16 protein-coding genes are annotated in these 13607 nt (G+C 69.1%); 7 read left to right on the top strand and 9 right to left on the bottom strand.

Translation table 11 applies throughout. The features are described 5' to 3' along the window. Positions 1-54: 54 nt before the first annotated feature. Positions 55-501, bottom strand: a complete 447-nt coding sequence (locus KIK09_RS08460; RefSeq protein ID WP_214318164.1) for a hypothetical protein — start codon at positions 499-501, stop codon at positions 55-57. 16 nt (positions 502-517) lie between these two features. Further along, positions 518-1726 carry a phage baseplate protein gene (locus KIK09_RS08455; RefSeq protein ID WP_214318163.1) on the bottom strand — a complete coding sequence of 403 codons (1209 nt, stop codon included), beginning with the start codon at positions 1724-1726 and terminating at the stop codon, positions 518-520. Positions 1727-2049: 323 nt separating this feature from the next. Here KIK09_RS08455 and KIK09_RS08450 point away from each other — a divergent pair, with 323 nt between their 5' ends. The 3 genes from KIK09_RS08450 (at position 2050) to KIK09_RS58995 (ending at position 3263) form a co-directional block, all read left to right on the top strand. Continuing rightward, positions 2050-2409 (top strand): hypothetical protein, encoded by a 360-nt coding sequence (locus KIK09_RS08450; RefSeq protein ID WP_214318162.1) that lies wholly within the window; start codon positions 2050-2052, stop codon positions 2407-2409. A 290-nt stretch (positions 2410-2699) separates the two neighbouring features. Then, on the top strand, positions 2700-2906 hold the full coding sequence (locus tag KIK09_RS08445) for a cold-shock protein (protein WP_214318161.1): 207 nt from the start codon (positions 2700-2702) through the stop codon (positions 2904-2906). Positions 2907-3137: 231 nt separating this feature from the next. Continuing rightward, positions 3138-3263, top strand: a complete 126-nt coding sequence (locus KIK09_RS58995; RefSeq protein WP_275956069.1) for a hypothetical protein — start codon at positions 3138-3140, stop codon at positions 3261-3263. An 87-nt stretch (positions 3264-3350) separates the two neighbouring features. Here KIK09_RS58995 and KIK09_RS08435 read toward each other — a convergent pair whose 3' ends face one another. From KIK09_RS08435 to KIK09_RS08420, 4 genes are all read right to left on the bottom strand, one after another. Next, entirely contained in the window at positions 3351-3674 is a 324-nt protein-coding gene (locus tag KIK09_RS08435) for an STAS domain-containing protein (RefSeq protein ID WP_214318159.1), read from the bottom strand. Positions 3675-3774: 100 nt separating this feature from the next. Beyond that, positions 3775-4494, bottom strand: coding sequence for a DUF5994 family protein (locus tag KIK09_RS59935; RefSeq protein WP_214318158.1), 720 nt, complete (start codon positions 4492-4494; stop codon positions 3775-3777). 100 nt (positions 4495-4594) lie between these two features. Next, entirely contained in the window at positions 4595-5713 is a 1119-nt protein-coding gene (locus KIK09_RS08425; RefSeq protein ID WP_250572863.1) for a sensor histidine kinase, read from the bottom strand. A 10-nt stretch (positions 5714-5723) separates the two neighbouring features. After that, positions 5724-6419 (bottom strand): response regulator transcription factor, encoded by a 696-nt coding sequence (locus tag KIK09_RS08420; protein WP_214318156.1) that lies wholly within the window; start codon positions 6417-6419, stop codon positions 5724-5726. Positions 6420-6506: 87 nt separating this feature from the next. Here KIK09_RS08420 and KIK09_RS08415 point away from each other — a divergent pair, with 87 nt between their 5' ends. Both KIK09_RS08415 and KIK09_RS08410 read left to right on the top strand, forming a co-directional pair. Beyond that, a complete protein-coding gene (locus KIK09_RS08415; protein WP_214318155.1) occupies positions 6507-7115 on the top strand; it encodes a M15 family metallopeptidase in 609 nt (202 codons plus the stop codon). A gap of 222 nt (positions 7116-7337) precedes the next feature. Beyond that, positions 7338-7898, top strand: coding sequence for a cysteine hydrolase family protein (locus KIK09_RS08410; RefSeq protein WP_214318154.1), 561 nt, complete (start codon positions 7338-7340; stop codon positions 7896-7898). A 72-nt stretch (positions 7899-7970) separates the two neighbouring features. Here KIK09_RS08410 and KIK09_RS08405 read toward each other — a convergent pair whose 3' ends face one another. Further along, positions 7971-10991 carry an AfsR/SARP family transcriptional regulator gene (locus tag KIK09_RS08405; RefSeq protein WP_214318153.1) on the bottom strand — a complete coding sequence of 1007 codons (3021 nt, stop codon included), beginning with the start codon at positions 10989-10991 and terminating at the stop codon, positions 7971-7973. Between the two features lie 84 nt (positions 10992-11075). Between KIK09_RS08405 and KIK09_RS08400 the strand changes: the two genes are divergently transcribed. Further along, on the top strand, positions 11076-11540 hold the full coding sequence (locus KIK09_RS08400; protein ID WP_214318152.1) for a hypothetical protein: 465 nt from the start codon (positions 11076-11078) through the stop codon (positions 11538-11540). Between the two features lie 141 nt (positions 11541-11681). After that, on the top strand, positions 11682-12236 hold the full coding sequence (locus KIK09_RS08395) for a hypothetical protein (RefSeq protein ID WP_214318151.1): 555 nt from the start codon (positions 11682-11684) through the stop codon (positions 12234-12236). Positions 12237-12621: 385 nt separating this feature from the next. Here KIK09_RS08395 and KIK09_RS08390 read toward each other — a convergent pair whose 3' ends face one another. Both KIK09_RS08390 and KIK09_RS08385 read right to left on the bottom strand, forming a co-directional pair. Next, on the bottom strand, positions 12622-12972 hold the full coding sequence (locus KIK09_RS08390) for a DoxX family protein (protein ID WP_214318150.1): 351 nt from the start codon (positions 12970-12972) through the stop codon (positions 12622-12624). A 111-nt stretch (positions 12973-13083) separates the two neighbouring features. Next, positions 13084-13554 (bottom strand): luciferase domain-containing protein, encoded by a 471-nt coding sequence (locus KIK09_RS08385; RefSeq protein WP_214318149.1) that lies wholly within the window; start codon positions 13552-13554, stop codon positions 13084-13086. Positions 13555-13607 lie beyond the last annotated feature (53 nt).

Genomic DNA, 13607 nt, shown 5'->3' with positions numbered 1-13607 from the left:
GCTCGCCCTCTTCTGGCCGGTCGGCGCGGCCGGGGTGTCGCGTAGCTTGACCGGTCAGGCCAGCACTGAGGAGAAGCCGTCCAGCGCCACCCAGGTGATCTTGCCGGCGGCGGTGCCGCCCAGCACAGTGAGCTGCCCCTTCGTGTCGGCCTCCACCCGGCAGACGATCAGTCCGTTGAGGTTGTTGCGCGGGCACAGCCCTCTGGTCAGTTTCGGTACGGCAAGCCCCGCGGGAAGCATGCCGAGCACGGCGTCGGCGGTGAAGGCGACGCTCGCACCGCCACGCAACTGCAGGAAGGTCGTGCCCGCGATACGCACCGCACGCGCCTGGGGCGCGTCGCCGGGGAACGGGGTGACGCCCGCGCGCAGGGTGAGCGGCTTCCACCCGGCCACGACCTCCACGCCCTCACCGGCGGAGGTGGCTGATGCCGGAGAGGTCAAGGTGGATGCCAGGGCGACGGGCACGGTGGTCAGCAGCGCGCGGCGGCTGGGCGGGTTCATGTGATCCTCCGGAGGGTCAGGCCCAGGGGGCCGAGAAGCAGTCGAGGTCGATCCAGGTCACCCGGCTGCCAGCGGCCGCGTCGTGCGCCCACAGCTCACCGGCCGCGTTCGCCTCCACCTGGCAGGCGCCCAGGCCGTTGGCCATGTTGCGCGGCACGGCGGCGCGCACCGGGCGGCTGGGCGTCAGCCAGGGCGGCAGCGTCCCGATCAGGCCGTCCCCGGACAGGCCGCACCCGAGGGAGCCGCGCAACTGCAACTGGGTGGTGCCGCCAAGGCTGACCAGCCGCGCCCGCGGCAGCCGTTGGTCGGCGTGCGGGGCGACCCCGTCCGCGGGGGCGATCGCGCTCCAGCCGGCCACGACCTTCACGCCCTGCACGGTCGGGTCGGAGGTGTACTCGCACACGCTGGCCTCCCGGCCGCGCTCCCCGTCGCCGCTGAAGCCGAACAGGAGCTTGACCCGCTCGCCCTCGGGTTCCACGGCCAGCCCTTCGGGCTCGCGCCGGGGCAGCCCGGGTACGGCGGTGACGCGGGTGACGCGGGGCGCCGTCCCTGGGGCGGACCAGGAGATGACCGACAGGTGGGTGTTGCTGGTCTCGTAGGAGGCCGAGGGGTCGCCGGTGTAGAGGTAGAGCAGGTCGCCCAGGGTGGCGAAGCCCTGGAAGGTGTCGGCGATGACCGCCGGGTGCGCGATCGTGGCGGCCGGGGTGGCGGCGGCCTTGCCGGTGGCCGGGTTGATGGCGTAGCGGGCGTAGAAGAGCCCGGCGGCGGTGCGGTAGTGGATGGTCAGCCAGTTGCCGACCGGGTCCACGGCGGGCGCGCAGGCCAGCGTGCCGGCCGCGGGGCTGAAGGGCGCGAGCAGCACGCTCGCGCTCATGTCGATGCTCTGACCGGGCAGGAAGGGGAAGCGGGTGACGCGGGTGCCGAAGCCGTTGCGCACCGGCCCTGCCTCCGACCACAGGTGGGTACGGTCGCCCAGGTGCTGGGCACCGATCTGGTAGCCGTGGCCGAAGCCGTCCAGGTGCATCCAGTCCAGCACCAGCCCCGTGCGGCGGTTCACCCGGTTGACGCACAGATTGCCCTCGACCGGCGCCACGTCGGGGTCGCGGAGCTGGATGACGAACAGGTCGTGGGTGACCGGGTCGACGGCCAGCGACTGCATGGCGGGTCCGTGATGCAGCCGGGTACCCGACAGGACGCGCCCCCAGGGCCCGGATAAGTCGAACATGCCCAAGATCGTAGGGCCGCGGTGACCTCCACGTGGCTTCACCTAGCCCGGGGGTCACAGAGCGGATTCCAGTAGCCGCGACGTACCTGCGGAAGGTCGCGCTTTGCCGTACGGCTCGCGTAGTTATATGTGGCTTCGGCGTCAAGTGTCCGTATGGATGGGCTGAAACGCTCGCAGCGCGGGGTGAGGATGGAGTTATCGCCTGGCCTTGTCCGAACGGCAGGCATCGGCCCCAGGCGCGCCGCGCACGGCGCTCGTGCGTTCACCACCAGCGTGACGGAATGCCGCGCTGCCGTACCGAGGTGGATGAGGTTCCGCGTGTCATGAGATCCACTGGAGAGTGGCTTCACCGGGCCGGCCCGCGGCAAGCCTGGTCGGCGCGGACGCTGATGGTCGTCGCGGCCGTCGTGGTCGGCTGGATCGTGGCCCTGGCGGCGTTCGGCTCGTTGTCGCACGAGCGGAACGCCGACCTGGCCCCCCATCGAGCCGCCGGGACCACCCAGGTCAAACCGTCGATCGGCCTGCCCGAGACACTGTTCGGCTCCGTACTCGCCGGCGCCGGCGTCGGCATGGCCACCTGGGCGGGGCTCCAACTGGCAAGCCCTGTGTACATCTGGGTAACGGCCCGCCGCGCCACAGCCGACTGGGACGAGGAATGGCACACACTCACCCCCGGCGGCTGACCTGGCGCGAGCATCTTGATCGAGCACGCGCCCTCGATCCCGACCTGGGGCAGTCCAAGCTACGGCGACGTGCCGCCCGGGGAAACGGGGCAGAGCACATCCGGCTACGTGATACCGTGTGAGGGTTGCAGTTGTTGTACCCATAAAAGACTTTGTGCGCGCCCCGATGGAGTTCGCTCGTAGGGCGCGCGTTTTCGTTTTGCCGGTCACCTCCGGATGGGATCATCGCGGCGACACGGAAATCGTAGGAAGCGAATTCCGTCTCAGCAGCTATCTTCAAGGAGATCGACATGGCTACTGGAACCGTGAAGTGGTTCAACTCTGAAAAGGGCTTCGGCTTCATCGAGCAGGACGGCGGCGGCGCCGACGTCTTCGCCCACTACTCCAACATCGTCGCCAACGGCGGCTACCGTGAGCTGCACGAGGGCCAGAAGGTGTCCTTCGACGTCGTGCAGGGCCAGAAGGGCCCGCAGGCGGAGAACATCGTCCCGGCCTAACCCGGCACACAGCACGATCAGATGGGCCCGCACCCCGCGCAGGGGTGCGGGCCCACGCCTTTTTGCAAACTCTCGGAAAATGACCAGAGCTCGATTTATTCAACGGCAGGGCGCATACTGGCACAAATGAGATCTAAACCAGCCGCGGCCCGGCGACTCCTGCCCGGAAGCCCCTTCAACGTTCCTGCGGCCCCTCCGCCCCCTCTTGAGCGTTTCGTCGTACAGGACCTCGTGAGCCACGACAAATACGGCCTCGGCCGGGTCGTCGGCGTCGAGGACGACGTCGCTGTTCTCGTCGATTTCGGGGCGGAGACGTATCGCATCGCCGCTCCCTACGCCAAGCTCACCAAGCTCTGAAGCCGCTCCAGCCGTGCGAGCGCGGCGACGATGCGTGTCGCCGCGAGCGGGGTTCGCCAGCGCCGTGCCGTACAGGATTCTGGGCGGTCAGGCCGCGATCGGGAAGCGGCGGTCCAGGTTCGAGATCCGCAGGAGCCGGGTCATGAACGGTGTGAGGCCGGTCAGAGCCAGGCTGATGCCGCGCGCTTTGGCGCGGTTTTGCAGCCCGACCAGGATGCCCAGGCCGCCGGCATCGAAGAAGGTCACCTGCGACATGTCCAGGACGAGCAGGCTGGTGCTGTAGCTGAGCGTGTTCAGCAGCCGCTGGCGCAGGGCCCTGGTGGTGAAGATGTCGATCTGACCGGATAGCCGGACGACGGTGGGAGCCGGTGGGCCTGTCCCACCGAGCGGGGTGGTGTCGATTGCGGTCATGAGATTCTCCAAGCGATAGAGGCTGCCGGCCGGAGATCGGTCGGCCGCCGGGATGGGCGGCATCGAGACCGCTCGATCCGCCCGGCAGGGGGCACGCGGCTCACTCCGGCGCCGGGCGGTTGGATGACGGGGTTGACGACCATGCGATGGGTTGCGGGTCCGCCCAGCTGTCGACGTCTTGCCCGGTGTACCGCAGAATGGCCTTGGCGGCGCCGGTCGCGGCGTCCGGCGGGATGACCAACAGGACGACCGGATCGGCGAACGCGAAGATCAGGGTGATCACCCTGGGGTCGACATGGCAGGCCACGTCGATCCGAACTTGCCGCCCGCGAGCTGGGATGCGGCGGGGGATGTGGTCCCAGGCGTCCCTGTGCACATCGATGCGCACCGTGGTCCGATCGAGCAGCCGGTCGACAGTGGTGATGAGCCCGGGCAGTTCTACTGCGGCGTTGCGGGAGTAGGGCCACCACGCCCCGTCGACCGTCGCGCGCCGATCCGGCACCGGGTTGAGGCTGAGCCGGAGCGTGGAGTCCACCGGCGGCATGGCATGGGAAGCAGCGCTCAGCGGCTTGAGATACGAGAGGATTGTCGGCGTCATGCTCGGCAGCCCATCCAGCCCCTCCACCAGGGCCGATAGCGGTGATTCGCCGTGGGCGACGCCAGCCTGAGTGCCAACGCACGAGAAGTCCTCGGTGCTTTCACCGTACACCCTGGCACCCGAGATCGCCGAGGACGCAGTCCTTGCCGCCTGGTGGCCGCCACTACGCCCGAGCACTACGTCCGGCAGACCCAGCCCGATCTTGTCCTCAAGGCGCTCCACGAGGTCATGCCTTCAGCCCGAACATCGGCGAAGCAGGCGATCCACGTGGACACCGAGGGCCTGCTCCTGATCACGAACGACAGCGAGTTGGTCCACCCCGTTACGGAGTGATCAAGGTGTGCTGGGCCGAGGTGTCGGCCCGATCAAGGGCGACTTGCGCAAGCGGTAGTCGCACCGTGACGCGGAGCCCGCCGGCGGGGCGGGGGGTGAGGGTGAGGGTTCCGTCGTGTGCCTGGGTGATGCTCTTGACGATCGCCAGGCCGAGGCCGACGCCCGCATGGTCGTTGCGGATGCGTTGGGTGCCTCGCTGGAACGGCTCGGCAAGCGTGGAAATCACTTGTGGGGCGACCTGCTCGCCGGTGTTCTCGACGGTGAGCACCACAGTCTCGGGGTGAACGTTGGTCGTGACCCACACCGTGCCCTGTTCAGGCAGGTTGTGGACGATCGCGTTGTGCACGAGGTTCGTGGTCATCTGCAGCAGGAGCTCGGGTGAGCCGATGGTGGGGGTCATGTCGCCGGAGGTCTCGATGGTGAGGCCGCGTTTTTCCGCGAGGGGGAGGAGCGTTTCGGTGGCTTCTTCCGCGATGAGGGACAGGTCGACCTGCAGTCGGGTGAAGGATCGCTGGTCGGTACGGCTGAGCAGGAGCAACGCCTCGGTGAGGTCGATCGCTCGGGTGTTGACGGCCTGGAGACGGTCGACGAGTTCGCCGATGTCACGGTTCGGATCGTTGCGGGCCACGTCGAGGAGCGCCTGCGCGATCGCCAGCGGGGTGCGCAGTTCGTGGGAGGCGTTGGCTGCGAATCTCCGCTGTTCGGCGACGTGTGATTCGAGCCGTGCCAGCATGGTGTCGAAGGAGTCGGCGAGTTCGCGCAACTCGTCTCTGCGGCCCGGTAGCCGGATTCGATGGGAGAGTGATCCGTTCGCGGCCATGCGTGTGGCGTCTGTGATGCGAGTCAGCGGGGCGAGCATGCGGCCGGCGAGAATCCACCCTCCCACGAGACCGAACACCAGTAGGAACGCCAACGCTTCGGCTGCCGCCGGAGTGAAGGCGCGCACGAGGTCGGACCGGTTGGGAATGAAAGAGCCATAGCCGGGAGCCATGAGTGCACCGTCGGGCACATAACGCAGAAGGAACACCCACACGACCGCGAGTAGCAAGGCGCCTGCGAGCATGACGAACCCGGCATAGCTGAGGGTGAGTTTGAGGCGAACGCTCAAACCAGGCGCCCTACCCACGGTCCTCTCCCTCACGTCCGGTGCCGGGTGCTGTGTCGATGCGGTAGCCGACGCCGGCCACGGTGGCGATGATCCCGGGCTCGCCGAGTCGTTTGCGCAGTGCCGAGACGGTGATGCGCACGGCGTTGGTGAAAGGATCGGCGTTCCCGTCCCACGCCCGCTCCAGGAGTTCTTCGGCGCTGACGACACCGCCTCCAGCAGCGACGAGGACTTCGAGCACGGCGAACTGCTTCCGGGTGAGCGCGACGTAGCGGCCGTCGCGGTAGACCTCGCGGCGGAACGGATCCAGCCGCAGGCCGGCGATCTCTCGCACGGGTGGTCTGTGGTGGGCGCGCCTGCGGTCGAGTGCTCTGAGACGGAGCACGAGCTCTTTGAGCGCGAAGGGCTTCGTGAGGTAGTCGTCGGCGCCGAGTTCGAACCCGGAGGCCTTGTCGTCGAGCCGGTCGGCAGCGGTGAGCATGAGGATGGGCATGCCGCTGCCGGAGGCGACGACGCGTTTGGCGATCTCGTCGCCGGAGGGGCCAGGGATATCGCGGTCGAGGACTGCGATGTCGTAGGCGTTGATGCTCAGCAGTTCCAGAGCGGTGTCACCGTCACCGGCGATGTCGGCGGCGATCGCTTCCAGGCGCAGGCCATCGCGGATGGCTTCTGCCAGAAAGGGTTCGTCCTCGACGATCAACACACGCATACTCTCGAGGTTACGAGCCGGAGCATATCGTTGGCATATCGAGAACCTCATACGTGCTGACAACACCACGCTGCCTTGACTGGCGGCATGACCTACGGGGAATCAGCACGAACGGCGGCTCGCCGTACCCGATCGACCATCCTGGCTGCCCTTGCAGTCGTCAGCGCGGCGCTTGTCGGTGTCCTCATTTACCAGTCGCTGGCGTCCTCGGCCGTCCTTCACGGCGATCACCGTGGTGCACTCGGCGAGGCGGATGGCGCCGTCCCTGACGGTGTGACGGTCTTCGATGACGAAATTCCGGCCGTGGCCAACCTCGACCCCGATCTGCTCGGTGCCCTGCGCCATGCCGCGACCGATGCCGCGGACGACGGGGTCGAGTTCTTCGTCAACAGTGGCTGGCGTTCCCCCCAGTACCAGGAACAACTACGCCAAAAGGCGGTCTCGGAGTACGGCTCAGCAGAGGAAGCCGCCCGATGGGTGGCCACCGCGGACAAGTCTCTTCACGTGTCGGGAGACGCGGTCGACATCGGGCCCGCCAATGCCACGGCGTGGCTGTCCCAGCACGGCGCCGAGTACGGGCTGTGCCAGATCTACAGCAACGAATCCTGGCACTACGAACTGCGCCCCAAGGCCGTCGATCGTGGCTGCCCGCGCAGGTATGCCGACCCTACGCACGATCCAAGGATGCGGCAGTGACCAGCACGCCGGCGGAGCCGCCATCGTGATCGAGTAGCCGCTAGGTACCCGGCGCTGGGCCTCTGCGCGCGGCCTTGTCTCGGCGTGTCCGTGGTCGCCACGTGCGGCCCATGGCCTATGTGCGTTTCTGTCCCCATATCGTCGTACTAGATCGACGACAACGACGCCAGGACGCGGCCGTGGAGGATGGCCGATGGCGTGCCGTACAGACAAGGAAACACTATGACCACCACCGCGCTCATCGTTGGCGACCTGCAGGCGGGCATTGTCGACAACTACTCTTTCGCCGCCGGTGTGCTTCCCGCCGTGGAAAGGGTTCTCCCGGCTGCCAGAGCCTCCGGAATCCCGGTGATCTTCATACGTTTCGGGCTCCGGGCCTCAGGCCTTGATGTGGCGGCGGGAAATCAGGTGATCAGCGCTCTGCACGGGGTGGGGACTCTGTTCCACGAAGATTCCCCCGAGACGCTCGTGCACCCGCGCATCGCGCCGCTGCCGGGCGAGGATGTCGTCCTCAAGCGCCGCGCCAGCGCGTTCGCGGGGACCGACCTGGACCGGCTCCTGCGCGCCCAGGGCATCGACTCGATCGTGCTGGCCGGTGTTGCGACTGGCGCGATGGTGGCCGCCACGTTCTACGATGCCGCCGACCGCGACTACGGCCTGACCGTGCTCAGCGACGCCTGCGCCGACGGGGAACCGGACGTGCACGATTTCCTGATCAACCGCGTCTTCCCGTCCAGAGGTGCCGACGTCCTCACGAGCCACGAGTGGATCGCCCGCCTGTGACACTCCACGGTGACCGGCTTGATCTTCGATGCAGATGGGTGAGCCACCCGGCGGCCATCTGCGAGTCGGCTCTCAGAGGCTGCTGCGCGGCCCCGGGGCGTTCAGCTCTCCTCGTAGCTGGGCCGCCTCGGGGACCTGCATGTCGTCCATGAGGCGCAGAGCCTCCCCCCACTCCTGCGCCGGCAGCCTCTGGTCGGCGCGGAGCCTGGCCAGGCCGACCAACGCGCGGGCCTGCTGGAACCGGTCACCCATGGCCCGCGTGAGCTCCAGCGCCTCCTGATGCCAGGCACCTGCCTCCTGCGGATGCCCGAGCGCGCGCTCCACCTCGCCGAGCCCGTTGAGCGCGCTGGCCTCGAACGTGTGGCTGCCGGACGCGCGGAGCAGCTCCAGGGCGCGTCGATGGTGGTCGAGTGCGCGCTCGTGTTCCCCCCAGGCCAGGTAGACCTCGCCGAGACAGTCGAGGGTCTCCGCCTCCATGTCACGGTCCTCCGTCTCGCGCAGCGCGGCGAGCACCTCCTGATAGAGGTCGTAGGCGGCCTGGAGGTCGCCGGTCGCGGCATGCACACGGCCGATGTTGACCATGGAGTTCAGCGCGGAGTAGACGTAGGAGATCGACCTGGCCAGGTCCCGGCCGGCTTCCAGGTGTTCCAGGGCCTCGCCGTACTCGCCGAGCCTGAACAGGGCGTTGCCGATGCCGCCGTGCGAGACGACCACGCCCGCCCGGTCTCCGATCTCGGCGGTGATCTCCATCGCCTTCTCGTGCAGGGGGACGGCGAGTCGGTAGGCGCCGGTGCGCCAGTGGATCTCGCCGATGTGGTTGAGCACGTTGGCCTGCCCCGACAGGTGGCCGCTGCGCTCGAACAGGGCGGCCGCCCGCTCCAGATTCGCCAGCGCGGCGGCGTACTGCCCCCGGAACACCTCGACTATCGCGAGGTTGCCCAGCGCGCGGCCCTGGCCGCGTGGATCGTCCAGGGTCTCCCAGAGCTCAACGGCACGGCGGAAGCTCTCGTGCGCCTCGTCCAATTCGCCGTTGCGGATCAGTGCCACGCCGAGCGCGGTGAGGGCCGACGCTTCTCCCATCAGGTCGCCCGTGGCGTGCGCGGCACGTGCCGCACTGCGGTAGAGACGCCTGGCCTCCTCCTGCTGTCCGGTCATGTCGAGGTGCCGCACCAGCATCCGGCCGAGATCCCTGCCGAGCGCGGGTGACCGGGTGAGCGCCAGGTCGGCGGCCGCCACCAGGTTGGCGCGCTCGGCCTCCATCCAGGCCTGCGCCTGCGCCCGGTCGGGGAACGGTTCTGCGTCGGGCCGGATGACGACCTCTCCCGGCAGGGCGAGACTGATGGCGGCGGACAGGCGGTCGAGGTAGTGGTCGAGCAGCCGCGTCACGGCCTCGTCCTGCTCGCCGCCGCACTCGACGGAGTAGGCGCGCAGCAGGTCGTGCATGCGCCAGCGGCCGGGCTGGTACGGCTCGATCAACCGCGTCTCAGTGAGCGATCCGAGCAGCTCGGTGGCCTTGTTGGTCGAGCAGCCTGCCAGCACCGCCGCGGCGCCCGGCTCGATGTCGGGACCCGGGTGTACGCCCAGTCGGCGGAACATCGAGGCCACCGGCTCCGGCAGCGTGTCATAAGACCAGGAGAACACGGCCCGCACGCTGCTGAGCGGATCTCCCGCCACCTCGAGCAGGTCCAGCCGGTTGCTCGCCGATCGGAGCTCGGCCACCAGGTCAGGCAGCGGGCGGTCGCCACGCGCCGCCCTCTCGCCCGCGACGCACAGCGCCACCGGCAGGTGGGCGCACAGCCGCGCCAGCTCTCGTAACGATGCGGCGTCGCCGTACGGGACGAAGGTCCGCAGCAGTGACTCGGCCTCGGCCGGGGTGAGCGTGCCGATGACGATGCGCTGTGCGCGCTCGCGGACGACCAGGCCGTGGAGCGGCACGCGGCTGGTGATCACCGTGGCGCAGCTGTCCGCCGTCGGGAGCAGCGGCCTGACCTGCTGCTCGGAGCGGGCGTTGTCGAGGACGATGAGCATCCTGCGCTGGTCGAGCAGAGCGCGGAAGAGCGCCGAGCGGGCGTCGAGCCCGCTGGGGATGCGGGCGGGCGCGGTGCCGAGTGCGGCGAGGAAGTCGCCGAGCACGCGGGCCGGGTCCGCGGGGCCGGTCGGTGCGTGGCCGCCGAGGTCGGCGTAGAGGCTGCCGTCGGGAAAACGCTCGCGCACCCGGTGCGCCCAGCGCACGGCGAGCGCGGACTTGCCGACGCCCGCCATGCCCTCGATCGCGGAGATCACCAGCGGCGTCCGGCTGCCCAGCACCCGGTTCATCGCCGCCAGCTCCGTGGCGCGCCCGACAAATCCCGGCACGTCGTACGGCAGGCCGGCCGGAACGGGCGCGGCCTCCAGCCGGTCCAGCGCGCTGTCACCCTCGAGTATGCGCTGGTGGAGCAGGCGCAACCGTGGCCCAGGCCCGATGCCGAGCTCGTCGGACAGACGCCGGCGGAAGGCCTGGTAGCAGTCCAGGGCCTGCGGCGTGTTCCCGGCGCGGAACAGCGCGGTCATCAGCACCGCCACGACCCGCTCCTCCAGCGGATGCTCGGCGAGCACGCCGCCCAGCCTGTCCGCGGCGGCGGTGTGACGGCCCTGCGCGGTCTCCTCCTCGGCGAGCCGGAGCTGCGCCGACAGGTGGAGCGCGATCAGACCGGCACGGACCTGATCCGCCCACTCGCCCTCGATGCCGGGTAACGGCTTGCCCCGCCACGCCTCCAGCGCCGCGGCGGGGTCTGTGGCCTGCAGGCGCTTGAAGCGCAGCGCGTCGACGCGGGCGGGTTCGACGTCGATGAGGTAGCCGCCGCCGCGGCGCAGGAGCCGGATCCCGGAAGGGGCGAGGACCTTGCGCAGCCGCGTGACGTAGCCGTACAGCACGTTGAGCGCCGAGTCGGGCGGGTCGCCGCCCCACACGCGGGACACCAGTTCGGCGGTCATCACCGGCTCACCGGCGTCGATCAGCAGCGCGGCAAGAACGCAGCGCTGCCGGCTGTGCCCGGTGTCGACCTCGCGTCCACCGTCCTCCAGTCCGACCCAGCCGAGCAGCCTGAATTCCACGCGGTTCTCCCGTTCAAGGATTCTTCAAGGTTTTTCGCCCGCGGCTCACTCATCGTCGTATCACCTCACTCCGTAAGGGGGACCATGAAAACGACGATGGTGGTGGCGGCGATCGCGGCGGGGGTGCTGCTGCCTGCCGTACCGGCTCAGGCGACAGCCGACCCGAGCCCGATCAGCCGGCTCTGGCTCAGCGCCGACCGCACCTCTTTCACCGGCCGCTGCGTCAACGGCTACCCGGTGGACAGCACCGGGCGGCGGGTGCCGTTCCGGTTCACGCTCTCGGTCGAGGTACGGCGGGCGCCGGTCTCGCTGCGCTGGCGGCTCTACGCGGCCAACCGCACCTACCGGTGGCACCAGCTCGACTTCGAGCTGGAAGGCGGCGGCCAGCGCATGGCGCCGCAGACCAACCTGATCGTCCACCAGAGCGTCCGGCGCATCAGCGCGGCCGTCTACTACGACGACGGCGTCCACTACTCCAACCCGGTCGACGTCTCGGTCCGCTGCGTGTCCCTGCGCGACGACGTCGTCCCCAACCCTGTCGGCGGGTGAGGCATGCCGTCCCCGGCCTGGCGATGACCACCTTCGGCCCAGCGCGGCGCAGGCTTCCGGGAGGACCCGGTTTTGGCATGCGGTCGTTCCAGAGCTCCGAACGTCCTTATCGACTTCTCTGAGACAGACAAGGAGATCACCATGAAAGCAGGCCGACTGCTCACCGCCGCGCTCGCCCTCACGCTGCCCCTGGCGGCCGGGTTCGCCACGGCGCCGGCGAGCGCGACCGCCCGCACCCCGTTCGACCACTGCGACGGCGGGGACGCCCCGGACCGCGTCCTGCACGCCACCCTCGACGGGGAGGACCCGCGGGGAGTGAGCGTCGGCACGCTCGTCCCCGGAGACGTCTTCTCCGCGCGCACCGACAACTTCTCCATCCTGCGCATCGACTGGTGGGGCACCACGAAGGACCCTGACGGCGACGAGGGCCGGATCGCCGGGTCCGGCTGGCCGGCGCCGACGCTCGCACCGTACATGCTGATGGTGAAGGCGTTCTCGCGGGTGACGAATCGGCCGATCCGGCTCGACGACGGTGAGCTCAGCACTACCGCGTGGCGGCCCGTCGGGTCCAACAGCCCCTGCTACATCTACCGGGGCTCGGCGAGCGGCCGCCTCCGGTTCCAGGTCAACGACCCCAATCGGGGCGACAACGGTGGCCAGGAGAACATCACCGTCCTCGTCTTCCACCGGCCCTGACCCATGCGAGCCTCCTGTCGCCGCTTGGCACACGGCCGACTGTCGCGGGACGTTGTGGGGCCGCAGAGCGGCCCCGCCTCGGCGGGTGGCCGGCATCTGCGGTGAGGTCATCAGGTCGGGAAGGTATCGGCCGTGAGCACGCTGCAGATACTGGATGCGTCGGCGCTCTGGTAGTCGAGCGCCTGGCGGACGAAAGCAAGTCAGTGACGGACGGCTTGGATCACCTCGGCCCATGTCACGGCGCGGACGACGAAGTCATCCCCGTCCACGATGATGCCCAGGCCTTGTCCCTTCCGGGTTGTCATCTTCTCGATGGCAGGCTTCAGGATTTCTCCTCTTGAGCTGCATGGATGGAGTTTTCGGCAAGCGTACAGTTCCCGACCGCTCAGGCAGTCGCGATGCCGAGCAGTGTGGGGGCGGCGGCCAGCAGGAGCAGGACGGCAGGCACAGGGGCTCCCTTCAGGTCGCGGGCACGCAGGTGGGTGAGCACGGCGCCGGCGAAGTACAGGACGACACCCGTGCCCGCGGCGATGCCGAGCGGACGGTAGGCGATACCGATCAGCAGTCCCAGGGCGCCGGCGAGCTCCAGCGCGGCCAGGCGCGGGAACCAGCTCTCCGGCACGCCGACCTTGGTCAGCCCCGCCGTGATCTTCTCGTCCTTGACGAGCTTGGCCCGGCCGGAGCCGATCAGGGCGATCGAAAGCAGGATCGCGGTGATTACGTAAGCGACGGACATGACTCTCCAAGAGGGGGCCGCCCGTGGCCGGAAGCGGCCACGGGCGATCGGGGGTCAAGTGGTGATGGCGAGCGTGGTGCTCACTCGGTTTCGACGCAGCCCGGATGTCGGTCAGGGGAGCTGGTTGGACGCCTGTTGCCAGGAGGCGCGTAGAGCTGCGACGGCGACGGCGAGCTCGGCCTCGTCGCGGGGGGCGTACAGCATCACGATCGTGTCCGGCCACTGCGGCCGCAGGCTGATCGGATGGGCCTCGACCCAGCCGGCCTCGGTCAGGGGGCCGATAAGGGGAGCGGGCAACGTGAGGTGCATGAATCCGGCCCGGTGGATGTGCCCGAACTCGTCGCGGCTGGGATGCAGGAACGCCTCCCACGGACCGCGGGGTTCGTGCAGCCGCAGGGCGAGGGACGAGGGCTCCGACACCTGGCTGGGGCCGGTGAAGACTCCCGGCAGTGACTCTGCCTCCTTGACCAGGGCAGCCCGGATCTCCGGCGGGGAGAACTGGTCCATCTGGTCATGCGGGATTTCCAGGCCGGTGGTGGTCGGCCGGGGGCCGATTCGGCGTGGCGGAGTGCTGACGTTCATATGAAACCGCACTTTCTGTGCGCTGGTTACTTCTTGTTCGCTCCTAGAGTTTG

The organism is Nonomuraea sediminis (genome assembly GCF_018531495.1).
GTDB lineage: Bacteria > Actinomycetota > Actinomycetes > Streptosporangiales > Streptosporangiaceae > Nonomuraea > Nonomuraea sediminis.
Note: the sequence above shows the minus strand (reverse complement) of the source record. Positions and strands in the feature narration are given on the sequence as shown.